Below are 26,036 nucleotides of genomic sequence, written 5' to 3'. Positions count from 1 at the left end.
CGTTCACGGTCGCCCGACAAGAAGTTCCGCCCCACCAGCCAAGAGTCCGGCGTCTCCCTGATCCCTGGAACCGAACAACGAATCGCTCTTGACCTTCCCCGGGCAGAAGCCGTGCGACAGCCTCTGCCCTGTCCCGCCCAAGCACCGAAACCCCACCGACCCGGCCCTGGACGGCCACCCGGCGCGAGAAACAGGCAACGGGCACCCCGCTACGACGTGGGCAAAACCGTCCGCCGAGAGAAGACACTCATTGCCCTACAACGGTTGAGGGGTAAAAGAACAAGCTCAGAGGTCGGGGTACCTGATGTTCAGCCCGAGGGAGAGCATCTCGTCCATCGACTGTCCCGAGCGGTACGAAGACCGCGCGGCGGTTCCTTCAGAGGTGTGGGGCCGCGGTCGCGGCGCCTGCCCCGCTCGCGACGGAGACCGCCGCCGTGTCGCCGCTGTGGTGCTTGGCGCGCTGGATCTGTTCGTAGACGTGCGCGCGCAGTTCGCCGAAGCGGGCGCTGGAGCGGGTGTGCAACTGGTCGCGCTCGTCGGGCAGGTCGATGGTCAGGTCCTCCTGCACCACGGTCGGCGACTTGGACAGGATGATCGTGCGCTGGCCGAGATAGACGGCCTCGTCGATGTCGTGCGTGACGAACAGGACGGTGACGCCGAGTTCGCGCCACAGACGGCGGATGAGATCCTCCAGATCGGCGCGGGTCTGCGCGTCGACCGCCGCGAAGGGCTCGTCCATGAGCAGCACCTTCGGCTCGTAGGCGACGGCACGGGCGATGGCGACGCGCTGCTGCATGCCGCCGGAGAGCTGCCAGGGGTAGGCGTGGTGGGCGTCGGCCAGGCCGACCACCTCCAGGGCATGGTCGACGAGTTCCCGCTCGCGGGCCTTGCCGAGTTTCTTGCGGCGCAGTGGAAGGGCGACGTTGTCGCGCACGTTCTTCCAGGCGAACAGGGAGCGGCCGTACTCCTGGAAGACCACCGCCATGCCCGGCGGGGGCCCGCTGACCGGGCGGCCGTCCAGGCTCACCTCGCCGCCGGTGGGGGTGAGCAGTCCGGCCATGCACTTGAGCAGGGTCGTCTTGCCGCAGCCGGACGGGCCGACGAGGCACACCAGTTCACCGGCGCCGATGTGGAAGCTGAGACTGCGCAGTGCCTCGACGGTGCGGTTCCGGCCGGTGTAGGTCTTCTGCAGGTTGCGTACGTCGAGCATCGGCGTCTCCTTCATGGGGCGGACCGGGTGGCCGGTCAGGTGTTGCGCTGGGCGCGGCGCAGGCCGTGGTACCAGGCCAGGACCCGGTTCTCGGCGAGGCGGAAGAGCAGGGACAGGACGAAACCGAGCAGGCCGAGCAGCAGGACGCCGCTCCACATCTCGGGGATGGCGAAGGTGCGCTGGAACTGCACGATGGTGAAGCCCAGTCCGTTGCTGGCGGCGAACATCTCGCTGATGACCATGAGGATGATCCCGATGGACAGCGACTGCCGGATGCCCGTGACGATCTGCGGGCTGGCCGAGCGCAGCACGAGGTGCCACAGGCGGGCGGGGCCGGTGATGCCGTAGGAGCGGCAGGTGTCGCTCAGTACCTCGTCCACGGCGCGCACGCCCTCGACCGTGTTGAGCAGGATCGGCCAGATGCAGCCGCTGACGATGACCAGCACCTTCATGGTGTCGCCGATGCCCGCGAACAGCATGATCACGGGGATCAGCACCGGTGGCGGGATGGCGCGGAACAGCTCGAGGACCGGCTCCAGGACGTCCCGTACGACGCGGTGCGTGCCGACCACGAGACCGAGTCCGACGCCGATGACGACGGCGAGGAGGTAGCCCACGGTCAGCCGGAGCAGGCTGGGCAGGACGTCGGACGTCAGCCGGTCGCCCACCCAGACCTCCCCGAACTTCCGCAGGATGGCGGAGAGCGGCGGGAAGTAGAAGTCGGTGCTGCCGGCGGTGGCGAACCACCACACGGCGAACAGCACCGCGGGCAGACCCAGTACGAGCAGGGCACGACGGCCCACTGCGATGACGGTCATCGGATCATCCCTCCCTGCGCAAGGACTGGTGCCAGTGCAGCGCCCGCCGTTCCACGGCCCGCGCCACCAGGTTGATCGCCACTCCGAGCAACCCGGTGACCAGCACCAGGGCGTACACCCGTGGTACGGCGCCGGAGTTCTGCGCGACGGCGATCTCATGGCCCAGGCCCGGCGAGCCGATGACCAGCTCCGCGGTGATCGCGAGGACCAGCGCCACGGCGGACGCCAGCCGTACACCCGTCATCACATACGGCAGCGCGGTGGGCCACAGCACGTATCTCACCCGCCCCCACCTGCCGAGCAGATAGCTGCGGGCGGTGTCGTCCGCGACCGGGTCGACGTCCTGCGTGCCGGCCAGCACCTGGACGAGCACCTGCCAGAAGGAGGCGTACACCACCAGCAGCAGCGTCGACTGCAGTTCGGTGCCGTAGAGCAGCACGGCCACCGGGATCAGCGCCACGGACGGGATGGGGCGCAGGAACTCGATGGTGGAGGCGGTCACCGCGCGCAGCACGGGGACGGAGCCGATCACGACACCGGCCGCCACTCCGGCGACGACCGCGATGGCCAGGCCCAGACCCCACCCGGTCAGGGTGTCGGTGAGTGCCGTCCAGAACGCGCCCTCGGCGAGCACTTGCCACAGCGTGCGGCCGATCCGCGAGGCGGGCGGAAGGTAGTCGGCCGACACCACACCGGTGTGGGGGAGTACCTCCAGTACCGCCACCAGGCCGGCCAGCCCGGCGAGCCCGCGCAGCGCGGTGACGGTGCCGGGCCCGATCCGGGCGGGGGCCCCGCCGGGACCGGGACCGGTCCCGGTCCCGGCGGGCTTCGTCTTCACGGACGCGATGGCCGACGGTGTCACTGGAACAGCGCCTTCAGGTCGGGCTTCTTGTCGTCGAAGAGTCCGTCCTGCTCACCGAGCGAGGCCAGCTTCTCCAGAGAGGCCATGTCGTACGCGGCGGGCCAGGACGGCAGCGTCAGGTTCTTCAGCACGTTGCCGTCGATCTTCGTGTAGGTGGTGAGGATTTGGCGCGCCTCGTCCGGGTGTGCGGAGGCGTAGGTGAGCGACTCGGTCATCGCCTCGGAGAACTTCTTCACCAGGTCTGGGTTCTTCTGCGCCACCTGGGTCGAGGTGAAGAAGGTGGCCAGCGTGAGCTTGGGGTCGGTCTCCGCGAACGGCGACGTCACGACCCGGGCGCCCTGGGACTTGGCGATCGTCAGCGCCGGCTCGCCCATCCAGGCCGCGTCCACCCGGCCACCGTCGAGGGCGGCGGGCATCTGATCGAAGGCCAGCTCGACGAACTTCACCTTGGAGGCGTCGCCGCCGTCCTTGCGGACCGTCTCGCGCACGGTGGTGTCACCGATGTTCTGCAGGGTGTTCACCGCCACGGTCTTCCCGGCGAGGTCCTTGGCCGACTTGATCGCGCTGTCCTTCTTGACCGCCACACCGCTGACGTCGGCCGTCGTGTTGCCGGTGGTGGCCGAGCCGTTGGCCACCGACGTCACCGGAACTCCCTTGGTCTGGGCGATCATCAGCGAGGTGGTGTTGCTGAACCCGAACTGGAACTGTCCGCTCACCACGCCGGGGATGATCGCGGCGCCGCCCTGGGCGCTCTCCATCTTCAGGTCGATGCCGCGGCTGCTGAAGAAGCCCTTCTTCTGGCCCAGATAGAGCGGTGCCACGTCGATGATCGGGATGATGCCGACCTTGACCTGGGTGGTCTTGCCGCTGCCCGAGGCGGATGAACCGCCGGCGTCGGCGGACGACGACCCGCATCCGGCCGCACCGGCGGCGGTGACCACTGCTGTCGCAAGCCCGAGAATGCGCCGTCGCATAGGGCTCCTCCTGACCGAGAGGTGAATGAGAATGATTCACTTGGTTTGTGCGGTTTTATGAACTTTTGGCTGAATGGGCGGGTCGGGCGGACGCCGTGTCGTTGCCGGCGAGCCATCAATGAGCCGTCAATGAGCGCATGATGTTGTGCACGTTCTTGACGGCCGCAATCTACATGCCTACCTTCGCGGTGTCATGCCCCCGGACGAAAGAGACCGCGAAGGCTCGGCCCCGCTCTCCGGCCGGACCCTCCACGGGGCGTGGCGGTGTCCCCGTCGCTCCCGCACAGCACCGCTCCCGCCGCCTTCACCACGACCAAGGAGTCCGCTTCGTGAAGTCCCGCATCCGCCAGAAGCACGAGCGTCGCCCCGGCGGCCCTCCTGTTCGCCTCGTCTCCCGCCCGGCGTGGATCTTGCCGTGCTGAACCGAACTCCCCGGATCGCCTCCGACGCCAAGGCCGCCGCCACGGGCCGTCGGCAGGGCGCCGACCCCGCCGCGCGGGCCGGTTCCTCTTGCCGCGCGCTACGTCACCTGTCGCTCCGCACCGATCCCGCGCCCCTATGACCTGGCACACCCCGCCGACCGGCACCGGCCCTGAGCCCGCGCCGCCCGCCCGGCCCACGGCGGGCGGTCGTACCCTTGCCGACGTGACGCTCTCGCAGGTGAACCTCTCCGACGTGGACGAGGAGCTCTCCGGTGCCGCCGGCCCGGACTCCCCGGACTCCCCGGATTCCCCGGACTCCCCGGCCGGCCCCCAGCTGCGCCCCCAGTCGCTGCTGCTCGCCTTCTTCGGCGACCACGTCCTGGAAGAGGGCCCGCTGTGCGTGTACTCGGGCAGCATCATCGACGTCCTCGGACGCGTGGGAGTCGGAGAGCAGGCCGTCCGCTCCACCCTCACCCGCATGGTGAACCGCGGCCTGCTCCAGCGCCGGCGGCGCGGGCGCCGCATGTACTTCGGCCTGACCCCGCACGCGGCGCAGATCCTGCACAACGGCCGCATCCGCATCTGGCACACCAGCGCGGTCAACGACGACTGGGACGGAACCTGGACCCTGCTCGGCTTCTCGCTGCCCGAAGCCTGGCAGCGCCAGCGCCACGACCTGCGCTCCCGGCTCACCTGGACCGGTTTCGGCCCCCTCTACAACGGCCTGTGGATCGCCCCGGGCGACGTCGACATCTCCGAGACCGTCGCCGAACTCGGCATCGCCGCCCAGGTCAAGATCTTCCACGCGCGCGCCGACGCCGCCACCGACATCGATGTGATGATCCGCGACACCTGGGACCTGTCGAAGATCGCCGCCCGCTACACGGCCTTCGAGAAACGCTGGATCACCCACGCCGGCGATCACTCCGCCGACCCGCTCGCCACCCACCTGCGCCTGGTCGCGGAGTGGATGGGCACCATCCGCACGGATCCCCGGCTGCCCGCCCGGCACCTGCCACCCGACTGGCCGGCCCGATCGGCGGAAGAGACCTTCCGGCGCATCGCGGAGCGGACGATGGAGCCCGCCCGCCGGGTGGCCGCCGACCTGCTGGAGACAACGCCTCTGGAACTCGCCTGAGGCCGGAGGGAAGGCGGTAGGGGAAGCGCCTCCACTGATCGAGGGCCAGGGTGTGGACGGCGAAGGCGTCGCCGGGTTCGAGGCCCCCCGGCTCCCTGACGGAGGCAGGCACGGGGACCACGAGCGCAGGTACTCGCATGTACTCGCATGTACTCGCAGGTACTTGTCGTACGAGGCGGCAAGTTTTTCGAGGTTCCAGGCGCGACGGACCAGCGCGGTGGTGTCGCCGAGACCCCCACATTTTCTTTGCGGCAGACATCGAGGATTTCGTCCGCCAGCGGCAGACCGCCCTGGGAAAGGGCCCCATCAGCAAGAGCTCCGTCGCGGCCCGGCGCTGCACGGCCAGATCGCGACGCTGGAACGACTCTGCATGGACCGTCAGCTCGAAGAGGCACTCGTCCACGGTCCCGACCCGCTCCACCTCGCCGAGGTCTTCGGACTCGGCGAGAGGACCGCGATTCGCTACGCGAACTCTGCCGCCGACTCCTGGAGCGACCCGTCGAGAGCGGTTCTCACTGTCGTGCCGCGTCGAAGATAGGCGTCGCGTTCACGGGCCAGGGGAATCGGCAGCCCAAAAGCCATCGCAGTACCCCATGGAGGGCTGGTAGCTATTGATGATGTCGACTGAAGCCCTTGACCCGATGGAACGTCTCTTCGCCGAGCGAGCCTGCGAGCGTCTGATCGTCGAGTTCGTGCGCCGCCTTGACCTGGGAGATCCGAGCAGTGTCGCGGACCTCTTCACACCTGACGGGGTGTGGGAGTGGCCTTACGGCGACCGCAGAGTGGAGGGGCGTGAGGCGCTCCGCAGCTACTTCGGTTCGCGACCCAAGGACCGGCTGTCACGCCGTATGTCTACGAACATCTTGGTCACGGTGAATTCTGCGTCGGCGGCCACCGCCACCTCTTACTTCGCCACTTACCGGGTCGACGGCCATACCGATGGCATGGTGCCCCCGAGGCTCCCCGCGAACGTGGGCCACTACGAGGACACGTTCCGGAAGGTCGAGGACACCTGGCTTCTCGCCAGCCGAGTCACGCATCTGCCATTCGGCGGAGAGACGGTGCGTCTCAGCCACCCCGACCAGTCGTGACTGTGGGGCCCAGCCTGGCTGTGTCCACCTGCCGCCGTGGCGCCGGCCCGGCGGCTTGACCACGAACCCACGGATCCGACGTCGCGAGGCACGGCGACAGACCCTCGGGCACCCATGCGTCGCGCGCGTCAGGGGCGCGGCGAGGCCGTTCTCGGCAGGTTCGGGCTCGGGCGTCGTCGTGCGTCTACCAATGGGGTGGAGCGGACGGCCCGCAGCTCGCGGAGGTTCGGGGACGTGGTTCGGCCGTGGGACCGGTGAGCTCGCATGTTCAGGTGTCCCGTATTCCCGGACGGGTATGGGGCCTTGTCGCTCTGCGTTGACAACCCATGCCGGGGCGGGGCCCGTGCTGAACGCGACAGTGGCATGATCCGGGCCATGGATCAGCTCTCGTACTCGGCTGCATGGCTGTCACGGTGGCGTGAGGAGATCACGGATGCGGTGAGCTCCATGATCTCGACGTTCGAGGAGACGTACGGCTACGAGCCGGGCACGAATGAAGTCAGGGTCGCCGACGAAGAGGACCTTCGGGCTGCCCGTGACTACGGTCGGGAGCTTCTGGGATTCGAGGATCTGCTGACGTTCTACGAATCGATCGGGGAAGTGGTGTTGCCAGAGGTGGGCAACGGCTACTTCGTCCACTCGGCTCGCGATGTCCTGCACAGACTCGCGGAGGAAGGGTCCGTCTTCGTTCCGGAAGCCGATGACCCTCACGGGATGGTGATCGCTTCGAACGGTGGGGGCATCCTCTACGTCGCCGACTGGGGCGGCGCGATCCACCGTTCTCGCACCGCTTCCCTGGACGATGCGGAGTTCGACAAGGTCGCCGACAACCTGCCGGACTTCCTTGATTACATCCGTCGCTGCGTTGTCCGCTTCGCAGAGACGGGCGCAACGGGAGACCTGTAGCGGTCACCGGCTGTGGTCGCCGGGAGCGTATCGGCTCCAGGTTCCGCCGGCCTCGGGGTGAGTGGCCTTGCCGTGCTGGCCGAGTGCCCGGGCGACAACGGGTGCGGGGGCCTGGAGGACCAGTTGACGGATTGCTGAGGACCGGCCGCGCTGGGAGGGAACCCCGGCTGCTCGGAGCCGGTCGAGCAGGCTGGCCGGGTCCATCGACCTTCCGGGCCGTCGGCCGGGGAGTTCGCGTTCCGGCGCGGTGTTCGCTACGGGAACCATCCTGGTCGACGTCGGAGTTCGGCGGCCGGTCGACGTCCTGCCGGACCGCACCTCCGAGACGCTGGCCGCGTGGCTGCACGATCACCCCGGAGCCGAGGTGGTGTGCCGGGACAGGGCCAGCGCCTATACCCGCGCGGTCAAAGAAGCCGCTCCGAACGCAACCGAGGTGGCAGATCGCTGGCACCCGCTGCGCAACCTCTCCCTCGCGGTGGAGAAGACCTGCAATGAGCATCGCGTCTGCCTGCAGAAATACGCCGAGCGTACCCAACGGGCCGAGCTGAGGATGCCAGCACTTGAGGCCCTGCCGACGACCTTGATCGTGGACCGGGTCCTGCGGCGCCACGAGGAGATCAACCGCTTGGTCGACGTCGGCTACCCGCTCAGCGAGCTCGCCCGCCGCCTCGGACTGGACCGCAAGACCATGCACCGCTACCGCGACACCAGCTTCGACGTCCTACTCGCATCCGCCCGCGACCGCAGGAACGTACCCCTCGACGTGGGGACCCTGCGTGACGGCACAGCCGTCCCGGCTCCCGCGCCGATTCCGGCTCCCCGCAAGATCACCGGGTGGATCATGCGGCCGCGAGAGGTCCTCCCACGGGGCGACGCCGACGCCCTGGAGCAAGTCCGCCTGGCCTGCCCGGACATCACCAACGCCTGCGACCTGGCCCGCGCCTTCACTGACCTGGTCCGTCACCGCCGAGGCCACCTGCTGGGTGAGTGGATCCGGCAGGCCGAACGCTGCGATCTGAGGCCGATCCGCTCCTTCGCCAGCTTCCTGCGCCAGGAAATCGACGCAGTCACCGCGGGCCTCACCCTGTCCTACAGGTCCGGCGTCGTCGAGTCTGCAGAGTCAATCTCCTCAAGAGGAGCATGTACGGCCGCGCGTCTTTCGCCCTGCCGCGGGCACGGATTCTCACCAGCCCGTGAGCCAGACAGTGCGCTACGCGGAGCGGACCGCCTGGCCGGATCTGCGGATCGGTAGACCAAGAACCTTGTCGACCTCAGCGGATACGTAGTCGAGGAGTTCCTGCCCGAACAGGCAGAGGGACTCTTCCCAAGGGTGCCCAAAGCTGCCCAGACGGAAGTCTTCGGACAGATAGATGTAGTAGTCACCATCGGGATACGGGCTCAGGGGCCAAGGCTGCTGCCCACGACCGCCGACCTCTTGCGGGGCGAACTGATACGACGTGTGCTGCCAATCAAGCGCGAACAGCGTGCCGTGTGGGCCGACACAGGAGGTCAGCCCCTGCTCGACTATCCCGACCAGACGGTCGAGGCGCTCGTAAGGAGGGTCGTCCGGAAGCGTCGCCAGGCTCCAGGTGACCGACGCGACAGGCTCCGTGATAGCCGGCCACTTGAACGGATTCATGCTGGGCCGGAAGCTGAACTCCGTGTTGAAGCGCCCCCAGACGCGGCGGTACTCAACTTCTGGCAGCTCGGCCACAGGTTCCCTCATCACCCACCGAGACTATCGACTCGCCCCACCTCAAAATCCCTGGGTCGACTTCACGAAACTGCTTGGCTCCCGCGTCGATTGCGTCGGCCAGCCAGGCGTACAGAGCGGCGCGGGGGGACGGTGGCTGCTGGCCGTGCATGACTGCCAGCAGTCGGCGGTAGTGCTCCAGGCGCTCGTCGATACCTGCGTCCAGGTGGGCCCTGAGGCGGTCACGGACGGCCGTTCGGCGCTCGGGGCCGGGATCGCCGAGCAGACGATCGACGACCTCGGCTGCTCGGGGTGAGTCCGGCTCGACGCCCTCGCGCATCGCCGCGCCGATGGTGCGGTCGAGATTCTGGGCGAACAGGCGGTGCCTGTCCGGCTCCGAGTTCTGCCCGGTGCCGCTGGTCTCCGGGTGACCGCCGGTGCTCTGCTCCATGGCTCGGCGCGTCATCTGCTGGAATTCCGGATCCTGCATCATCTCGGACAGCTTCAGCCAGGCGTCCAGCTGTTCCTGGGTCGGGGCGTCCGGCAGCCGGTGGCCGCCGCCGCGCAACCGGTCCCGCAACTGGGGTTCGGCGTCCAGGCCCTCGCAGACGCGGGCTGCGAAGTCGTCGATGATCCGCTGCCGTTCCTGTGCCGACAACCGTGCCATACGGTTCAGACGATCCATGTGCCCTGGCTCCTCTCGATCTCCTGCGGCGATGGCGGACAGCACTGCGCGGCGCAGCCGTAGCGTGGTGATCTGGGCATCAAGTGCCGCGACATGGATCGCAGCCACCTCGGCCACCGTGCTCTCGCGGTTCAGTACGCTCCGGACCTCGGCACGGCTGAGACCGAGCTCGCGCAGGGTGGCCGCCAACTCCAGCCGGGCCAGTCCTGCCGGGTCACAGAGTCGGTGCCCGCCCGCGCTGCGCGTGGCCTCGGGAACCACCCCGGTCTCCGACCAGTACCGGATGGTCCGCACTGGCAGTCCGGTCCGACGGGCGCGGTCACCGATGGTTAGCAGTGGGGCAGCTACTTGCGTGCCGTCCATGACTCTGATGTCCTGCGACAACATGCTCTGGTGAGACATCACACTCTGCCTGACACTGGCGTCCTGCGGTATCACGGCGTCGGCCCGCGCCGGCTGGGGGAGGTAATGCGGGTGCGCACCCTCTCCCGGCTGGGTATCGACGTACGTGTCGGGATCGGGCCGTCGAGATTCTGACGGGTTCGCATATTCTCGCCCGGCCCAGGCCACGAACTCACCGGCTGGCGCGTTGCCCAGGGGTGCCGTGCGGTGCGGCCTTTGCGGCTATCGGTTGTCGGGGTCGGGACCGCCGCGTACCCCGGTGTCCAGCGCGTCGATGGCGGCCACGTCGTCGGGTGTGAGCGCGAAGTCGAAGAGGTCGATGTTCTCTGCGATGCGGTGTGCCTTGACGGACTTCGGGATGGCGGAGAGGCCGTGTTCGAGGTGCCAGCGCAGGAGGACCTGGGCCGGGGTCTTGCCGTACCTGGTGGCGAGTTCGGTGACGCCCGGGTCCCGGAGAGGGTTCTTGACCGCGTTGGGGTCGGCGGCCATGTAGACGTTCACTCCGCCGATGGGCGACCAGGACTGGGTGACGATGCCGTGCCGGGCGTTTGCCTCGCGTACCTCGGACTGGATGAAGTACGGGTGCAACTCGACCTGGTTGACCGCGGGCACGACGTCGGTGCGGTCGAGGAGGTTCTGCAGGTGGTCGGGGTTGTGGTTACAGACACCGATCGCCCGCACCCGGCCGTCTGCCAGCAGCTTCTCGGCCGCCTTGTACGAGGCCACCGTGGCGTCGAACGCCGACGGCTTCGGCCAGTGCAACAGATACAGGTCGAGGTAGTCGAGACCCAGCTTGGTGAGGCTGGTGTCAAAGGCTCGGAGGGTCGAGTCGTAGCCGTAGTCGGCCGTCCACAGCTTGGTCGTGACGAAGAGTTCACCGCGGTCGGCGCCGGAGCGGACGATGCCGTCGCCGACCTCCTTCTCGTTCTGGTAGCCGGCCGCGGTGTCGATCAGCCGGTAGCCGTCCCCGATCGCGGTCGAGACGGCGGCGGCGGTCTCCTGCGGGGAACTCTGGTAGACGCCGAGGCCCAGGGCGGGCATCTCGACGCCGTTGTTCAGCTTGAGGAGCGGGGAGCGTGCAGTCATGGGATTTCCTTGCGTAGCCGTGCCGCCGCGGCGGGGACGCACGCGGCGGCAGGTTTGTGCGGGATGCCGTCGCCCCGGGCCGGCAGCCAGGCCACCTGCGCTTGTGGGGTAGGGCTAAGCATGTTTCGACGCGAGTGGCCCGGCCATGGTCAGTGCGCGAACAGGGCGCCGAGGTTGATGGTCCCGCTCTGCAGTTTCGGGTCGTGGGGCTCGTTGAGTCCGCCGTTGGTGATGTAGAGCTGCTTCCCGCGCACGGCGGTGGAGGTGGGCGAGGCGAGGCCGTCCGCGGCGGTCAGTACGGTCTCGGTGGTGCCGTTCGGGTAGACCACCGAGACCTGGTTCGGGCCGTTCTGTGCGGCGAACACCACATTGGACCGGTCGCTCAGGAAGCTGAAGTCGTCGACGCCGGTGAGGCTGCTGGTGACGGTGTGGATCCGGCCCGCGGCTCCGGTGGCGGTGACGGGGATCCGCAGCAGGGTGGCCTTGCTGAGGTTGGAGACCCACACCGCGCCGTTGTGGAAGCGGAGCCCGTTCGCGCCGAACGGCACGGGGGCGGACGCTTCGATCGCGAGGGCGGGATCGGTCAGCCAGGCGGTGGCCGGCCCGCCCGAGACCGGAACGGCCCAGATGGTGCTCTTCTGGCTGTCGGCCACGTACAGGGTCTGCCCTGACGGGTCGATGGCCAGGCCGTTGGGGAGCCCGTCGGCAGGCAGCGCGGCGAGGCGCTGGGGGCTGCCGCCCGGAGGCAGCTTCCACACTCCGGCCCGGGAGGCGTCGGCGGACCACACGTTGTAGTAGACGGTGCCGTCGCTGCCGCGGGTGTTGCCGGTGATCCCGTCGCCCTGCCGGCCGACGGCCAGCACCGTGCGGTGCCCGGACGGGGCGATCCGCACCAGTTCGGGGCGCTTGCCCGCCGCGGTGCCCACCATCGAGATGGTCACGGAGCGGTCCGGGTTGATGGTGATGTTCTCGGCTACGTCGCCGGCGGCGAAGTCGAACTTGGCCACCGTTTTCACGTGGGTGACGACCGGCCGCGCATGCACGGTCGTGGCGGACGCGGACGGTGCCGAGACGATGACGGCTGCCGTCGCGGCGATCGCCGCGACGGGCTTGAACAGCTTCTTCATGGAGGCTTCTCTTCTGGTCATTGCTCTTCTTTGTATGGGTGCCGCACGAGAGCCGACGGCTGGACTGTTTGCAGTCAAGGACCGTCCTGTGGCGGCAGGTTCATCAGGGAAGGACCACGGGCTTGATGACGTCCGGGTCGCGGGAGCCCATGAGCGCAAGGCCCTCCGCCCAACTGCTCCCAGCCGGTCAGGAAGCGTTCACCATGCGCAGAGCAGTGGTGAACATGTCGCTGGCGCTCCCGCCGCTTGCGATCAGCACGCTGTCGACCGCTGTGCCGCCGGTGAGCTGAAGAACCTGGTCCGCGATGATCCGTCTGGCGCCGCGCAGCGTGGCGCCGGCGATGCCCATGAGGCCGACCGGGCCGCTGCCGATGACGGCGACCGTGTCGCCGTACTCGAAGAGGGGTTGTTGCCCTGGTAGTGCTTCGCCTCGCCGCGCTGGGCCTCGGGGGTGCGCCAGTCGGAGGCGCCGCCCGGCACGCCCCGGCCGCCGGGGCGGAAGTCCTTCACCTGGTGGCCGACCTCCTCGACGACACCGACGCCATCATGTCCGATGGGCTTGCCGACCGCGGCCGGCAGGGCGGCGGTCGCGATCAGGTGGGCGTCAGTGGTGCAGGTGGTGACCGCGGTCGGACAGATCATCGCGTCGTACGGGCCGAGCGGCGGGACGGGTACCTCGGTCCAGGCCGCGTCGCTCTTGCTGTGGAGGACGTAACCCTTCATGGCCTTCCTTTCCAGTCCTTGAAGCGGCGGTCGGGTCGCGGAAGGCCGGAGGGGCCGCCCTGCGACCGCCTCTCGCCACGCACGGGTCAGGAGAAGGAGTCGAGCCGGACCTCGTCCGGGTTCGGGCCGCCGCGCACGCCCGTGTCGAGGGCGTCGATGGCCGCGACCTCAGTGGAGCTCAGGGAGAAGTCGAAGATGTCGATGTTCTCGGCGATGCGGTGCGGCGTGACCGACTTCGGGATCGCGCACAGGCCGTGCCCGATGTGCCAGCGCAGGATGACCTGGGCCGGCGTCTTGCCGTACTTGGCGGCCAGTTCGGTGACGACCTGGTCCTGGAGGGGGTCCTTGACGCTGCTCGGCGCGGCGGCGAAGTAGCGGTTCACGCCGCCGATAGGCGACCAGGACTGGGTGATGACGCCGTGCCGCGTGTCGAAGTCCCGCACGTCGCTCTGTGTGAAGTGCGGGTGCAGCTCGACCTGGTTGACCGCCGGGACGACCTCGGTGCGCTCCATCAGGCCGGTCAGATGGTCGGGGCTGCTGTTGCAGACCCCTATGGCGCGGACCCGGCCATCGGCGAGCAGCTTCTCCGCGGCTTTGTAGGAGGCCGCGGTGGCGTCCAGGTCGGAGGGGACCGGCCAGTGCAGAAGGTACAGATCGAGGTGGTCCAGGCCGAGGTTGCTCAGGCTGGTGTCGAAGGCCCGCAGAGTGGAGTTGTAGCCGTAGTCCGTCAGCCACAGCTTGGTGATGACGAACAGGTCGGAGCGGTCGACGCCGGAGCGGCGGATGCCTTCGCCGACCTCCTTCTCGTTGCCGTAGGCGGCGGCGGTGTCGATCAGGCGGTATCCGCTCTTGATGGCGCTCTCGACGGCCGGGACAGTCTCCTCGGGGGTGCTCTGGTAGACGCCGAGGCCCAGGGCGGGCATCTCGATGCCGTTGTTCAGCTTCAGCAGGGGGGTGTTCACGGACGTTCCTTGGGGGTGAAGAGGATGTTCAGGACTTGACGAGGACCCTCAGCGCGGCCGGGTGGCGTCAGCTCTCGATGACCTTCAGGTAGTCCTCGGCCAGTCGCGCGCCCGCCGGCGGGGTGAGCCGATCCAGCTCGGCGAGCTGCTCGGCGCTCAGCTCGACCGCGTCGGCGCCCGCGTTCTCCTCCAGGTAGGCGACCTTCTCGATACCCGGGATCGGGACGACGCTGTCGCCCTGGGCGACCAGCCAGGCCAGGGAGATCTGCGCCGGGGTGGCGCCGGCCTCTGCGGCGATGGCCTCCACCTCGTCGACGATGCGCAGGTTGGCCTGGAAGTTCTCCGGGGTGAAGCGCGGGTTGGTGGTGCGGAAGTCCGCCTCGCTGAAGCCCTCCGTGGAGCGGATCTTGCCGGTGAGCATGCCGTGCCCCAGTGGCGCCCACGGCACGAAGCCGATGCCCAGCTCCTTCGTCAGCGGCAGCAACTCGGCCTCCGCGTGGCGCCACAGCGAGTACTCGGTCTGCAGCGCCGCCACCGGGTGGACGGCGTGGGCGCGGCGGACCGTGTTGGCTCCTACCTCGGACAGGCCGTAGGCGCGGATCTTGCCCTCGTCGATCAGCTCGACCAGGGCGCCTACCGTTTCCTCGACGGGGGTGGCCGGGTCCAGGCGGTGCTGGTAGTAGAGGTCGATGTGGTCGGTGCCGAGCCGCTTGAGAGACCCCTCCACCGCCACGCGGATGCTCTCCGGGCTGGAATCGAGAACGCCCTCGCCGCGCCCCGAGTAGGAGAGGAAACCGAACTTCGTGGCCACCACCGCCTGATTCCTGCGGCCCTTGAGCCCCTTGCCGACGACCTCCTCGTTGGTGTACCTGCCGTACACCTCGGCGGTGTCGACGAAGGTGACCCCCATCTCCAGCGCCCGGTGGATGGTGCGGATCGACTCGGCCTCGTCCCTCCCCGCGCCGGTGTAGAGAGCATCGCTCATCGGCATGGCGCCCAGGCCGATGCGGGAGACCTTCAGGCCGCCCAGATTGACGTACTTCACGGAATCACTCCAGGTACCGTGTATCGATTCGTCCCGATGCCGTCCATCGCGGCTCAGCCGACGCTGGGGCGCGGGCTCCGCAGTGCCGAACCCGGAACTTCATCACCGTCCAGCCTGCCCACCACCGGCGCGGGTCGGCAGGGCGAGCTGTGCCGGGGAGCGCCGTTCCGGGGTATGACAGGGCCCCCCACACGGCATGCGACATCCGTCCAGGGTGTGTACCCCTGGCCTGTTCAGGGCGGCTACATCGAGTGCTCCGCCGTGCAGCCGTGCCGTTCCGGCGGGAGGCGGCGATGAAAGGAAACCGCAGCTCGCCAACTGGCGATCCAATCCGCCATGTAGCGATCAACGTCGATGCCGATCACCGACAGGTCGGGGCGGAGGCCGGCGGGGTGTGCGGCGCGCAGGTACCGCATCGCGGTGATCGGGCTGATGCCGAACAGGCGCACGAGGTGGAGCGGGTTCGCGGTGTGCTGGGCCTCGTCGAGGATGCGGTCCACGCGCAAGCGGGTGACCTTGCCAGCCTTGGCGCCGCAGCGACTTCGTGATGGCGTTCGGGCAGACCCTGGGACGGGCGTCGTCGACGACGGACCTGGAGATGTCCGATGCTGCGGTTCAAGTCCTCGATCAACAGGCCGCGCTGGTCCTGAACGCTCAGAGGGTGGACGGCGGCGAACACGAAGCTGAGCTGGTTGCGAACTCCGCGATGCCGCCCCGGTCGGTGAGGATCAGGCCGGGCTCGATGACGACGACGTCGATCCCGAAGCGTCGCAGCTCCAGGCGCAGGGCGTCGCTGAGTCCCTCGACGGCGAACTTGCCGGCGTGGTACCAGGCGCCCAAAGGCGTGGCGAACCGGCCGCCCATGGAACTGATGTTGACGATGGTGCCGCTGCGCTGGGCCCGCATGGCCGGCAGCGCGGCCCGGGTGAGGTGTGCGAGGCCGAAGAGGTTGACCTCGATCTGGGAGCGGGCCTCGGACATCGGGGCGTCTTCGAGCGCGCCGTACGAGCCGTACTCCGGCGTTGTTCACCAGGACGTCGATCCGACCGTGCGCCGCGAGGATGTCCGCGACCGCCTTCTCGACCGAGGACTCGTCGGTGACGTCGAGGGCGACGGTGCGCAGACCTGCGGCGGCCAGCGCCGCCAGCGCGGCCATCCGGTCGACGCGGCGGGCGGCGCCCTAGACGACGAAGCCGGCGTCGTGGAGGCGGCGGGCGGTGCTCTCGCCGATGCCCGAGGAGGCTCCCGTGACCAGGGCGATCTTGTTCCTCATGGGAAGTCCCTTCTTGGCCGACGGCGGGGATGTCAGGAACCGGCGCGACGGAAACCCGCGCGCGTCGCGGCGAAGGCGAGGGCGAACAGCCGCGGCCACGTGGGGCGGATGGCGTACCGGGCGAAGCGCGCCGACAGGTCGAGCCAGCCCCGCTTGCTCGTCATGATCAAGTGGCCCGGCGAGGTGAAGCCGCTGACCACGATCGACTTCTCGGCGTTCTCGTACCCCAGGAGGTTGCCGAAGTTGCCGCGCCCGGAGACGAACTCTCGGCCCTCCTCGTTCCCACCCCAGATGAGGTAGGGGTTCGTCCACACCATCGGCGGCATCGTGTTGACGCCGATGGCGCCGTAGCGGAGTTCTGTGACCGCGCGATCCACGGTGGCCGCGTGGGCCTTCCTGGTGTCCTCGTCGATGAGGATCGTCGCGGCCAGGGTGCCGAGGAGCTTCTCGTTGGCGAACTCCGCCGCGGCGGGAAGGAACGTCCCGGCGTCGGGCGCGACGTCGAGCGCGACCTCGCTCATGACCTGGCAGAACGCCTCGTGGTCGAGGGCGAAGCCCTCGGTGCCGACGTCCTCGATCACCATGACCTGCGAAGCGGGGCGGCCGTCCGCGGGCTGGATGATCCGCCCGCCCGGATAGGCGTCGCGGAAGGCCGTGAAGGTCTTGTCGACCCCGGGGTAGCTGGTGCTGGAGCCGGGCGTGAGGTCCCGCAGGGCGAAGGTGATCGCGTCCAGGAGCTGCCGCCGCTGCGGCCAGTGCCGGCTCGTCATCAGGGTCTGGGTCCGGCCGCAGATCGAGCCGCCGCTGATCGTGACGATGGTGGCGATCTGGAGCGCCTGATGGCGGATCTCCCGCTCGGTCCACGGGCGGTCGCCGGGAACGACGATGCACGGGTTGTTGCCGCCGCACTCGGAGACCAGCTCGGTGTCGGTGGCCTCCATGATCGCCTTGGCGGAGCCTGTCCCGCCGGTGAAGTAGATCTTCGAGAGACGGGGGTCGCGGGTCAGGGCGCGCCCCTCGCTGGCAGGGCAGAAGGCGGCAGCGTGGACGTCGACGAGCGGTTGCAGGACCTTCTCCCACACCCGATCGGCGTCCTCGTTGAGGTGGTGGGGCTTGTGGACGACCACGTAGCCGTCGACGAAGAGGGCCCGGATCATCTCGAACGACGACGCGACGTTCCCCGCCCCGAGCACGGCTACGATGCCGCCGGGCTTCGCGTAGGGGTCCACCCTGCGAGGCTCGCCGACGACGCGCAGCACGTCGGTCCGGTCGCCGTTGAGCAGGCGGTCCTTCCCGCGCGGGGAGACCCGGACGTCGAAGCGGCCGTCCCCGGCAGGGGTGACCGCGAGAGGCTGGAGCGGGCGGTTGCGGACCAGGCCCTCGTACAGGTCGATGGCGGCCGCGACGTTCGCGGGCAGCGGCACCAGGACGCGCTGCACGCTCGTGCCCACCTGGTGGGCGTCGGCCGGATTCGCGGGGTCGATGCCCTTCGCGTGGCAGTCCGCCGCCACCAGCTCGTCGAAGTGCCGGTCGATATTTGCCTGGACCAGACGAAGCAGCCTCAGCCGCTCTGTCGGCGGCGTGGCCCGCCACCGGTCCGGGTCGACCCAGTCGACAGCCTCCGTGGCCTCCATGGCGTGTCCCTTCCTTCAGTCGGCGACGGCACGACCCGCTCGTCCGCCGGAAGATAGTGAACCGGCGGTACATTGAAGTTAATGTACCGCCGGTCCGCAGTCAATGGACCGGCGGTCGACTATCCTTGCGGGGTGGCAACTTTCCATCGCGCACGCAGCGAGGAGCAGCGCGCGGTACGGCGGCAGAGCATCCTGCACACCGCGGCGGGCATGCTGGACGAGATGCCGGTCGCAGCGGTGAGCCTCAACGAACTCAGCCGCCGGGTCGGGCTGTCGAAGTCCGCCATGACGCTCTACTTCGAGTCACGCGAGGCGGTGCTGCTCGACCTGCTCTCCGAGGCGGCCGCCCGCTACCGGGCCGAGACCGCCGAGACGTTCCCCGAGTGGGTCGACCCGTCCGCACCGGCTCCGGTGAGAGCGCGCCAAGTCGCGGCACGGCTGGCCGCTACGTTCGCCGCCCACCCAATGCTGTGCGAACTGCTGAGCGTGCAACACGCGATCCTGGAGCACAACATCTCCGTCGACGTCGCGACCAGGTACAAGAGGTCCTCACGTGACGCCATCCGCTGGCTCGCCGAGCGGCTCCGCGACCTGCTCCCCGAGCTCGACGACGAGCGGGCGCTCCGTGCCGCGCACATGGTCATCATCCTGGTCGGCGCCCTGTGGACCCGCAGTCGTCCCGCCCCCTCACTGCTCGCCGCCTTCCAGGCCGACTCGAGCCTGGCGTTCATGCACCCAGCCTTTGCCGAGGCTTTCGAGGCCGCGATCGCCACCTTCCTCCGGGGGCTCATGGTGGAGGCCGCCGACGCGACCTGACGGATACTCAGCAGCTGCTGCGCGTGGCCGGCTTCCCAAAAGGAGCGCCGGCGACGCGCCCGCTCGCTGGACGAAGCCGGGAACGTGGCTTCGGCATCCCGCGCCCGCTTGATCAACAAGTGATGCGTGGAGCGCCATCAAGCGTTTCCGGGGCTCTTCAGCGTGCGTTGCTGCTTCGTGCCGAGACGGTCAACTGCTCAGCAAGCCTGTCGCCGTGCTCGCGGAGCGCGCTCTGCAGGTGGCGGGTGAGCGGGCCCGGTTCCCTGCTCGGGAAGACAGGCGGGGTGAGTTCGTAGGCGCCGAATGTTGAGTGGTGGCGGGCCAGGTGCCGCAGATCAGCAGCATGGCTGGGCGGAGGTCGGCGAACTGCTCGGAGGCGCTCATGGCTTGGTGCGGGCCGGCCGGAGCCGTGGCGAGGTCCAGTAACTCCTGTTGCAGACGCAGGACGTCGGGGGAGGGCAGGGTGGCAGGGCCGATGTGGTGGTCGAACCGTTGGCCGCGGGCCGGTGGCGGCTGGTCCCGTGAACACGGCCGGCGCCGACGACGGACGGCGAGCGGCCCCCGCGTCGTCGGGCGTTACGCGCCCCAGCGCGACCACCCCGCCCGCACCAGGCCCGCCCCGGCCAGCCCGATCGCGCCCCCGGCGGCCACGTCGGAGGGGTAGTGCGCCCCACTGTGCAGCCGCTGCGCCGCCACCAGCATCGCGGCGGTGCCACAGGCGGCACCGGCGGCCGGCCATGCCGGCGCGACGGCCCCGGAGAAGGCGACGGCGGCAGCGGTGTGCCCGGAGGGGAAGGAGGAGCTGTCCGGGCAGTCACGCAGCTCTTCCTGCGGCACCCACTCCCGCGGCGGGCGGCGCCGCTCATACAACTGCTTGGCGACCCTGTTGGACAGCAACTCGGCCACGGTCATCGCGGCCACCCCGGCGGCAGCGGCGCTCCGGCCGCGCCGGTTGCCGACAGCAGCCATCGTCCCGGCCGCCGCCCACCACAGCTTGGTGTGCTCGGCCGCCTCATCCAGCACGGGCCCGACCCGCCGCAACCAGGGCGGCCCCCATACGATCGCCCGCCTGGCCATTCTGCGATCCTCCTCGCGCAGGGCACTCGTCACGCGCACGTGCTCCACCACCTCAAGATCCGAGGCGCCGTCGGTCCTCTTCGTCCCACTTGCGGGTGTCGCGCGGCTGGACGTACGGCTCCTCGTCGGCCGGGTGGCCTCCGGCGACGGCACGCCGGCGTGTCAGCTCCGCGTCGAACTCCAGGCCGAGCAGGATCGCCAGGTTGGTGATCCACAGCCACACCAGGAAAATGATCACGCCGGCGAGGGTGCCGTAGGTCTTGTTGTACGAGCCGAAGTTCGCCACGTACAGCGCGAATCCGGCCGAGGCGATCATCCAGATCAGCAGCGCCAGGAAACTGCCCGGCGTGACCCAGCGGAAGCCGCGGACGCGCGCGTTCGGGGTGGCCCAGTACAGGACCGCGATCATCACCGTGACCAGGACCACCAGCACCGGCCACTTCGCGATCGACCACACGGTCAGCGCCGTGTCACCGACCCCGAGCGCGGTGCCGACCTGGCGGGCCAGGGCGCCGGTGAACACGACGATCAGCGCGCTGATCACGGCCATCACCATCAGCATCACGGTGACGCCGACCCGCACCGGCAGTACCTTCCAGACCGGACGGCCCTCGGGGATGTCGTAGACCGCGTTGGCGCTGCGGATGAACGCGGCGACGTAGCCCGAAGCCGACCACACCGCCAGTACCAGGCCCACGATCGCCACGATCGAGCCGAGCCCGCCCTTGCCCTCCATCTGCTGCACCGCGTTGCGCAGGATGTCCTGCGCCGCGCCCGGGGCGAGCTTCTGGATGTTGTCCAGAACCGCCTGCGTGGCCGACTGCCCGACGACCCCCAGCAGCGACACCAGCGCCAACAGCGCGGGGAACAGCGCCAGGATCGAGTAGTAGGTCAGAGCGGCGGCGCGGTCGGCCAGCTCGTCCTTCTTGAACTCCTTCAGGGTGCCTTTCAGTACCAATCCCCACGAGCCTCTGGGCAGGTCCGTGGGCTTGTCCGGGGCCTGCCGCTCCACCTGCTCGTCCGGCCCGGCGGCGGCCGGGGCCCGCCCGGACTCGCCCTCGCCCTCGCGGTCGGCCGTGACGTGGTCGCTGTGCCGTCTGTGCGGCTTCACTGTCCGTACCATTCCGCCCGGGTTTCCGGCTCGGCTGCGTCCATGCGTAGATGCGTGACAAATCGGACTTTCTTCTCGGGTGGTCACACCGCACACCCTCCGGAGGGAGACGGTCTGCGGTGTGGCGGTCAAACGCGCTGATCCGGCGACGAGGCGCGGGCGCGTCTTTTCAGCACAGCCGTGGTCGTGGCGGCGGCGGGGTCGCGGGCCAGGGTGGCCTCGAAGGACCGGCTGTGCGACGCGCTGTCGAAGACGCCGTGGGCGCCGTGGTCGGAACCCTGCGGCTGGTCGACCGGCTCGAAGAGGTTGCTCTCACCGTTCGGCGGCTGCCGGTCGGCCTGCTGGGCGTCGAAACCGGTGCGGGCGAGGCAGCGGTCGAGCAGGGCGGGGGCCAGGCGGTTGGCCCAGATGGTTGCCACCCATCCGGGCCTGATCGACCAGTTCTGCCGGGCTGTGTTCCTCGCACGACAGGAAGTATCCGAACTCGGGCATCGTCCCTCCCAGGCGGAGCGTGTGGCGGCGGTTCCGGGAACGCGCTGCCGAGTACCCGGTGGCCCCAGGGCCTAACAGGGGCGTGAGTGGTGTCGGGCGGGTGGGTTCGGATCTTCCGGGGCCTTTCATGGTACCGCCGTACCATGATCGTGGTACGGTCGTATTACGAAGAGTCGATCTCCCCCGGAGGCGCCCGTGTCCGCGCACACGACCCGAAGCAGCCCACGCCGCGACATCGGTCGCTACGTCGACGACACCTTGCGCGACCGGTACTTCGCCACCTGCGACGCCCTCTACGCCATGGGCGCGCCCGCACGCTCCGAGACGGACGTGGAGACGAGCTTCGGCACCACGCATGTCTACCGGTACGGCCCCGCCGACCCGGCCGACGAGTCCCGTACGCCGGTCGTCCTCATCCACGGTTCCGGAGGCTGCTCCGCCCAGTGGTACCCCAACACCCCCGGGCTCAGCGCCGAACGCCCCGTGTACGCGCTCGACACCCCCGGCGACCCGGGCCGCAGCGTCCAGCGGGAACCGATGTGGCAGCCGGAGCGCGCGGCCCAGTGGCTCGACGAGGCGCTCGACGCGCTCGGCCTCGACCGGGTCCACCTCGTCGGTTCCTCCTACGGCGGCTGGCTGGTGCTCAACCAGGCACACCGCAGGCCCGGACGCCTCGCCTCGGTCACCCTGCTCGACCCGGGCGGCCTGGAAAAGGTGGGGCTGCGATTCTTCGTCTGGATCTTCGTGAGCCTCTTCGCGACCTTCGCCCCCAAGGCACTTCGCCCGCGTCTCGCCTCCTGGCTGGAGCAGCCGGTGATCGTGGTGCCTGAACTACGCGCCTGGATCCAGGCTGGCGTCCGGGCCTTCCGGATACGCCGCCCGGCGCCGCTGCCGCTGACCGAGGACGAGTTGCGTACCATCCGCACCCCGCTCTACCTCGTCCTCGGTAAGCGAAGCCTGCTCGTACACCCGAAGCGGCAGGTGGAGCGCGTGCCGCGGCTGGTCCCCGGCTCGCGCGCCGAGATCATCGCCGGCACCGGCCACGGTCCGGCGATCGACCACCCGGACCTGGTCAACACCCGGATGCTGAGCTTCATGGAGGACGTGGACTCCGTCGGCCCGGCCACAGAGCGGTTTCTGAGTGACCGTCCCCTGGGGTGAAACCGCGCTCCTCACCCATCAGTTCGGAAAGTCGGGGTAGCCGGGCAGGGAAGCCGAAAGGAGCAACCATCATGCCGCTCACCTTCCGCAAGAGCTTCCGGATCCTGCCCGGAGTGCGCCTGAACATCAACCGGCGCTCGTGGTCCATCACCACCGGGGGCGAACACGGCCCCCGGAAGACGCACAGCAGCACGGGACGCCGTACGACGTCGATGGACCTGCCCGGGCCCTTCGGGTGGCGGCGCACCACCAAGGCGCGTCGACGGTGACGCCGCCGGGCGGGCCGGAGACGAGAAGACGGCCCGCCCGACAGCGTCACCCGGGGTTCATGAAGACGCGTTGCCGAACGTGGTGTGCATCCAGCGTGCCGATGCGACGGCACTCTCGTAGCAGTCGGCGATGTCCGGGCGGTCGACCTCGACCATCAGCCAGCCGTCGAAGTCGCCGGGCAGGTTGCCGATGATGCCGGCGAGGTCGAGCTCGCCGCGGCCGGGCTCGACCCAGAGGCCGTCCAGGACGGTCTGCTGGTACCCCCAGCCCTGTTCGCGGCCCCGCGTCGCCACGCTGAGCCGGCAGTCCTTCACGTGCACGAAGGGGATCCGCTCCGCGTAGTCCGCGACGAACTTGCCGACGTCCGAGCCCGCCCAGGCCAGATGACCGGTGTCGGGCAGGAAACCGAGCCGGGAGTCCGGAAGGGCGTCGAGCACCGCCCGGCCTTCGTCCTCGGACTCGATCCAGGTACCGACGTGCGGGTGGAGGTTGGGCCGGACGCCCTCGGCGAGCATGGTGTCGGCGATCCTGCCGATCAACGCCGTCACCGCCTCGACGCGCGTGGGATCCACGTCGTACGCCCGCGCCGGGTGCGCCACACGAGGCATGTCCTTGCCCATCGCCAGGCCGAGACCGATCTGCGTCAAACCGAGTTCGGCATGCTGGCGCGCGACGGCGCCGGCGCTCGCGACGACCGCGTCCTCGTTCCCGTCCCGGCCGTCCGACCGGCACACGAAATAGCCGGGCGCCAGGGTCAGACCGACCCCGTCGACGACCGAGCGGTAGCGCTCGACGGTCCAGTCCGCGGGCACCTCGGCCATGACCGAGTCGAAACCGGCCTGCTTGATCAGCGAAAGCAACTGCTCCCGTTCCGGCGCCCTCGACGGGTCGAGCCAGCCGTCGTCACTGGCCATCCACTGAATCGGGTTGAGTGCGATACGCATACGAGTTCCTTCCGGAGGACGTTTCAGGAGTGGTGCGCGAGTTCGCCGGCGAAGTGGCAGGCGGCACGCTGCCCGGTGGGCGTGAGGGTGAGTTGCGGGTCGGCTTCCGCGCAGATCGTCCGGTCCTCCCGCACCAGTGGGCCGATCGGGCAACGGGTGCGGAAGCGACAGCCGGAGGGCGGGTTCGCCGGGCTCGGCAGATCGCCCCGCAGGACGACGGCCTCCCGCGCACGCGCCCCGACACTCGCGGTCGGCGACGACGACAACAGGGCGGCGGTGTAGGGGTGCTGCGGGTTGCCGTACACATCGGCGACATCGCCGTACTCGACGATCCTGCCGAGGTACATGACGGCGACCGTGTCACTGAGGTGCCGTACGACCGAGAGGTCGTGGGCGATGAACAGGTAGCCCAGGCCGAGTTCGTCCTGGATCCTCTCCAGCAGGTTGATGATCTGTGCCTGGACCGACATGTCCAGCGCGGAGACCGGCTCGTCGAGGATCAGTGCGCGCGGCCGGCGGGCCAGTGCCCGCGCGATGCCGATCCGTTGGCGCTGCCCGCCGGAGAACGCGTGCGGGTAGCGGTCGAGGTGCTCGGGACGCAGCCCCACCTGGTCCATCAGCGAGCGGGCTTCCGCTTCGAGCGCCGCTCCGCCGATGTCCCGGAACGCGAGCGCCTCGCCCAGGGACTGCCGGATCGTGCGCCGTGGGTTGAGTGACGCGTAGGGGTCCTGGAACACGTACTGCACCGAGGACCGGACCCGTTTCAGGTCCTCCTCGCGCATCGCGCTCACATCGGTGCCGTCGACCCGGATCGACCCCTCGGTGATCGGGCTGACGCCGACGATGCCGCGCGACAGCGTCGACTTGCCGCAGCCGCTCTCGCCGACGAGCCCGAGGGTGCGGCCCGCCTCCACCGTCAGGCTCACCGAGTCGACGGCGTGGACCGGGGGTTCACGGTGGAAGAGACCTCGCCGCCGCGATCCGACATCGACCCTGAGGTCCCGGATCTCCAGCACGGGTTCGGCCGTAGGGGGAGTCGGCGTCCGTGGTGCGGGCGCCGCGTCTTCGGCCTGTGCCTCTTCGCGTACGACGCCCGCGGCCACGTCCACGCCGCGTTGCGCCACGAAGCACGCTGCGGTCTGCCCCGTCTCCCCGATCTCCAGGAGCACCGGCGGCTCCTTCGTGCACGCGTCCTCGGCGAAGCGGCAGCGGGGCGCGAAGGCGCAGCCCGGCGGGAGCGCGGCGGGGTCGGGCGGGGCCCCGGGAATCGCCGGCAGCGGACCGTCGGTCCGGTCGTCGTCGAGGCTGGGCATGGCCTCGAGGAGCGCCGCCGTGTAGGGGTGGCGGGGATGGCCGAAGACCTGCTCGACGGTTCCCTTCTCGACCGTGCGCCCGCTGTACATCACCACCACGTCAGTGCAGAGCTCGGCCACCACGCCCATGTCGTGCGTGATGATGGCGACGGCGATGCCGAGTTCGGTGCGCAGCCCGGCCAGCAGCCGCAGGATCTGGGCCTGGATCGTGACGTCGAGAGCCGTCGTCGGTTCGTCGGCGATGAGCAGCGCCGGGTCGTTCGCCAGGGCGATCGCTATGACGACCCGCTGGCGCATCCCGCCGGAGAACTGGTGCGGATACTGATCGATCTTCGTCTGTACGTCGGGAATGCCGACCTGTTCCAGGAGTTCGACCGCTCGCTTGCGCGCCGCCCTTCTGCCGACGCCGTGGATCGTCATGGCCTCGACGATCTGGTCGCCGACCTTCATGACGGGGTTGAGCGCGGCCTGGGGGTCCTGGAAGACCATCGCCACCTTGCTGCCGCGCCGGCGCCGCATCTCGCTCTCCGGCAGGGCGAGCAGGTCCTCGCCGTCGAACCGCACCGAGCCGGCCACGATCTCGCCCGGCGCGCGCAGCATGCGCATGATCGAGCGGGCGGTGACCGACTTGCCCGAGCCGGACTCGCCCACGATGCCGAGGACGTCCCCGGCGTGGATGTCGAAGCTGACATCGGTGACGGCCCTGACGGCCCCGCTCCTGAGCCGGAACTCCGTACCCAGTCCTTCGACCCGCAGCAGCGGCGCACCCCTGCCCTCGACCGCAGGCGGTGGTTCGGTCAT

At 69.4% G+C, this 26,036-nt stretch carries 28 protein-coding genes and 1 pseudogene; 8 read left to right on the top strand and 21 right to left on the bottom strand.

Annotated features, from left to right (window positions below; translation table 11 throughout):
- Window positions 1-376: 376 nt before the first annotated feature.
- From ACFPIH_RS30055 to ACFPIH_RS30040, 4 genes are all read right to left on the bottom strand, one after another.
- Complete coding sequence (locus tag ACFPIH_RS30055; protein ID WP_381178461.1) at window positions 377-1,210, bottom strand: ABC transporter ATP-binding protein; 834 nt, start codon at window positions 1,208-1,210, stop codon at window positions 377-379.
- 35 nt (window positions 1,211-1,245) lie between these two features.
- Complete coding sequence (locus tag ACFPIH_RS30050) at window positions 1,246-2,028, bottom strand: ABC transporter permease (RefSeq protein ID WP_381178464.1); 783 nt, start codon at window positions 2,026-2,028, stop codon at window positions 1,246-1,248.
- Window positions 2,029-2,032: 4 nt separating this feature from the next.
- Window positions 2,033-2,806, bottom strand: a complete 774-nt coding sequence (locus tag ACFPIH_RS30045; RefSeq protein WP_381178921.1) for an ABC transporter permease — start codon at window positions 2,804-2,806, stop codon at window positions 2,033-2,035.
- An 80-nt stretch (window positions 2,807-2,886) separates the two neighbouring features.
- On the bottom strand, window positions 2,887-3,864 hold the full coding sequence (locus tag ACFPIH_RS30040; protein WP_381178467.1) for an ABC transporter substrate-binding protein: 978 nt from the start codon (window positions 3,862-3,864) through the stop codon (window positions 2,887-2,889).
- Window positions 3,865-4,620: 756 nt separating this feature from the next.
- On the opposite strand from ACFPIH_RS30040, the gene ACFPIH_RS30035 reads away from it, so the two are divergent.
- The 5 genes from ACFPIH_RS30035 to ACFPIH_RS30015 all read left to right on the top strand — a co-directional run bounded on the left by ACFPIH_RS30035 (window position 4,621) and on the right by ACFPIH_RS30015 (window position 8,673).
- Window positions 4,621-5,424, top strand: coding sequence for a PaaX family transcriptional regulator (locus ACFPIH_RS30035; protein WP_381178924.1), 804 nt, complete (start codon window positions 4,621-4,623; stop codon window positions 5,422-5,424).
- A gap of 370 nt (window positions 5,425-5,794) precedes the next feature.
- The gene (locus tag ACFPIH_RS30030; protein ID WP_381178470.1) at window positions 5,795-5,962 is read left to right on the top strand and encodes a hypothetical protein; all 168 of its coding nucleotides are present in this window, start codon (window positions 5,795-5,797) and stop codon (window positions 5,960-5,962) included.
- Between the two features lie 79 nt (window positions 5,963-6,041).
- Window positions 6,042-6,515: a nuclear transport factor 2 family protein gene (locus ACFPIH_RS30025; protein ID WP_381178473.1), complete on the top strand. Its 474-nt coding sequence runs from the start codon at window positions 6,042-6,044 to the stop codon at window positions 6,513-6,515.
- 375 nt (window positions 6,516-6,890) lie between these two features.
- On the top strand, window positions 6,891-7,421 hold the full coding sequence (locus tag ACFPIH_RS30020) for a hypothetical protein (RefSeq protein WP_381178476.1): 531 nt from the start codon (window positions 6,891-6,893) through the stop codon (window positions 7,419-7,421).
- A gap of 247 nt (window positions 7,422-7,668) precedes the next feature.
- Entirely contained in the window at window positions 7,669-8,673 is a 1,005-nt protein-coding gene (locus ACFPIH_RS30015) for a transposase (RefSeq protein ID WP_381178478.1), read from the top strand.
- Here ACFPIH_RS30015 and ACFPIH_RS30010 read toward each other — a convergent pair.
- The 12 genes and pseudogenes from ACFPIH_RS30010 to ACFPIH_RS29955 form a co-directional block, all read right to left on the bottom strand.
- Entirely contained in the window at window positions 8,632-9,135 is a 504-nt protein-coding gene (locus ACFPIH_RS30010) for a DUF2716 domain-containing protein (protein WP_381178481.1), read from the bottom strand. The two genes, ACFPIH_RS30015 and ACFPIH_RS30010, sit on opposite strands and share 42 nt — an antisense overlap.
- Window positions 9,113-10,201, bottom strand: coding sequence for a helix-turn-helix domain-containing protein (locus ACFPIH_RS30005; RefSeq protein WP_381178484.1), 1,089 nt, complete (start codon window positions 10,199-10,201; stop codon window positions 9,113-9,115). Before ACFPIH_RS30005 ends, ACFPIH_RS30010 begins: the two co-directional genes overlap by 23 nt.
- Before the next feature lie 222 nt (window positions 10,202-10,423).
- Window positions 10,424-11,287 (bottom strand): aldo/keto reductase, encoded by an 864-nt coding sequence (locus ACFPIH_RS30000; protein ID WP_381178486.1) that lies wholly within the window; start codon window positions 11,285-11,287, stop codon window positions 10,424-10,426.
- Window positions 11,288-11,436: 149 nt separating this feature from the next.
- Window positions 11,437-12,435: an SMP-30/gluconolactonase/LRE family protein gene (locus tag ACFPIH_RS29995; protein WP_381178489.1), complete on the bottom strand. Its 999-nt coding sequence runs from the start codon at window positions 12,433-12,435 to the stop codon at window positions 11,437-11,439.
- Between the two features lie 231 nt (window positions 12,436-12,666).
- Window positions 12,667-13,137, bottom strand: coding sequence for an alcohol dehydrogenase catalytic domain-containing protein (locus ACFPIH_RS29990; RefSeq protein WP_381178492.1), 471 nt, complete (start codon window positions 13,135-13,137; stop codon window positions 12,667-12,669).
- Between the two features lie 86 nt (window positions 13,138-13,223).
- Window positions 13,224-14,060 carry an aldo/keto reductase gene (locus ACFPIH_RS29985; protein WP_381178927.1) on the bottom strand — a complete coding sequence of 279 codons (837 nt, stop codon included), beginning with the start codon at window positions 14,058-14,060 and terminating at the stop codon, window positions 13,224-13,226.
- A gap of 106 nt (window positions 14,061-14,166) precedes the next feature.
- On the bottom strand, window positions 14,167-15,144 hold the full coding sequence (locus ACFPIH_RS29980; RefSeq protein ID WP_381178495.1) for an aldo/keto reductase: 978 nt from the start codon (window positions 15,142-15,144) through the stop codon (window positions 14,167-14,169).
- Window positions 15,145-15,386: 242 nt separating this feature from the next.
- The gene (locus ACFPIH_RS29975) at window positions 15,387-15,644 is read right to left on the bottom strand and encodes a hypothetical protein (RefSeq protein WP_381178498.1); all 258 of its coding nucleotides are present in this window, start codon (window positions 15,642-15,644) and stop codon (window positions 15,387-15,389) included.
- A 154-nt stretch (window positions 15,645-15,798) separates the two neighbouring features.
- Window positions 15,799-16,125: an SDR family NAD(P)-dependent oxidoreductase gene (locus ACFPIH_RS29970; protein WP_381178501.1), complete on the bottom strand. Its 327-nt coding sequence runs from the start codon at window positions 16,123-16,125 to the stop codon at window positions 15,799-15,801.
- An 88-nt stretch (window positions 16,126-16,213) separates the two neighbouring features.
- Window positions 16,214-16,300, bottom strand: a pseudogene (locus tag ACFPIH_RS29965) (hypothetical protein); the annotation flags it as partial.
- A 24-nt stretch (window positions 16,301-16,324) separates the two neighbouring features.
- Window positions 16,325-16,417: an SDR family NAD(P)-dependent oxidoreductase gene (locus ACFPIH_RS29960; RefSeq protein WP_381178504.1), complete on the bottom strand. Its 93-nt coding sequence runs from the start codon at window positions 16,415-16,417 to the stop codon at window positions 16,325-16,327.
- A gap of 32 nt (window positions 16,418-16,449) precedes the next feature.
- A complete protein-coding gene (locus ACFPIH_RS29955; protein ID WP_381178507.1) occupies window positions 16,450-18,051 on the bottom strand; it encodes an aldehyde dehydrogenase family protein in 1,602 nt (533 codons plus the stop codon).
- A 132-nt stretch (window positions 18,052-18,183) separates the two neighbouring features.
- Here ACFPIH_RS29955 and ACFPIH_RS29950 point away from each other — a divergent pair, with 132 nt between their 5' ends.
- A complete protein-coding gene (locus ACFPIH_RS29950; RefSeq protein WP_381178511.1) occupies window positions 18,184-18,867 on the top strand; it encodes a TetR/AcrR family transcriptional regulator in 684 nt (227 codons plus the stop codon).
- A 576-nt stretch (window positions 18,868-19,443) separates the two neighbouring features.
- On the opposite strand, the gene ACFPIH_RS29945 is transcribed toward ACFPIH_RS29950, so the two are convergent.
- The 3 genes from ACFPIH_RS29945 to ACFPIH_RS29935 all read right to left on the bottom strand — a co-directional run bounded on the left by ACFPIH_RS29945 (window position 19,444) and on the right by ACFPIH_RS29935 (window position 21,474).
- Entirely contained in the window at window positions 19,444-19,983 is a 540-nt protein-coding gene (locus ACFPIH_RS29945; RefSeq protein ID WP_381178514.1) for a phosphatase PAP2 family protein, read from the bottom strand.
- Between the two features lie 13 nt (window positions 19,984-19,996).
- The gene (locus tag ACFPIH_RS29940) at window positions 19,997-21,067 is read right to left on the bottom strand and encodes a YihY/virulence factor BrkB family protein (protein WP_381178517.1); all 1,071 of its coding nucleotides are present in this window, start codon (window positions 21,065-21,067) and stop codon (window positions 19,997-19,999) included.
- Window positions 21,068-21,183: 116 nt separating this feature from the next.
- A complete protein-coding gene (locus tag ACFPIH_RS29935) occupies window positions 21,184-21,474 on the bottom strand; it encodes a hypothetical protein (RefSeq protein WP_381178520.1) in 291 nt (96 codons plus the stop codon).
- A 268-nt stretch (window positions 21,475-21,742) separates the two neighbouring features.
- Here ACFPIH_RS29935 and ACFPIH_RS29930 point away from each other — a divergent pair, with 268 nt between their 5' ends.
- Together ACFPIH_RS29930 and ACFPIH_RS29925 are read left to right on the top strand one after the other, a co-directional pair.
- On the top strand, window positions 21,743-22,708 hold the full coding sequence (locus ACFPIH_RS29930) for an alpha/beta fold hydrolase (protein WP_381178523.1): 966 nt from the start codon (window positions 21,743-21,745) through the stop codon (window positions 22,706-22,708).
- 71 nt (window positions 22,709-22,779) lie between these two features.
- Window positions 22,780-22,977, top strand: coding sequence for a DUF4236 domain-containing protein (locus tag ACFPIH_RS29925; RefSeq protein ID WP_381178526.1), 198 nt, complete (start codon window positions 22,780-22,782; stop codon window positions 22,975-22,977).
- 57 nt (window positions 22,978-23,034) lie between these two features.
- On the opposite strand, the gene ACFPIH_RS29920 is transcribed toward ACFPIH_RS29925, so the two are convergent.
- Entirely contained in the window at window positions 23,035-23,922 is an 888-nt protein-coding gene (locus ACFPIH_RS29920) for a sugar phosphate isomerase/epimerase family protein (RefSeq protein ID WP_381178529.1), read from the bottom strand.
- Window positions 23,923-23,945: 23 nt separating this feature from the next.
- A complete protein-coding gene (locus ACFPIH_RS29915; protein ID WP_381178532.1) occupies window positions 23,946-26,036 on the bottom strand; it encodes a dipeptide ABC transporter ATP-binding protein in 2,091 nt (696 codons plus the stop codon).

Origin of the sequence: Streptomyces vulcanius, assembly GCF_042653945.1 — a bacterium.
In the GTDB taxonomy this organism is placed as follows: Bacteria; Actinomycetota; Actinomycetes; order Streptomycetales; family Streptomycetaceae; genus Streptomyces; species Streptomyces mangrovi.
Note: the sequence above shows the minus strand (reverse complement) of the source record. Positions and strands in the feature narration are given on the sequence as shown.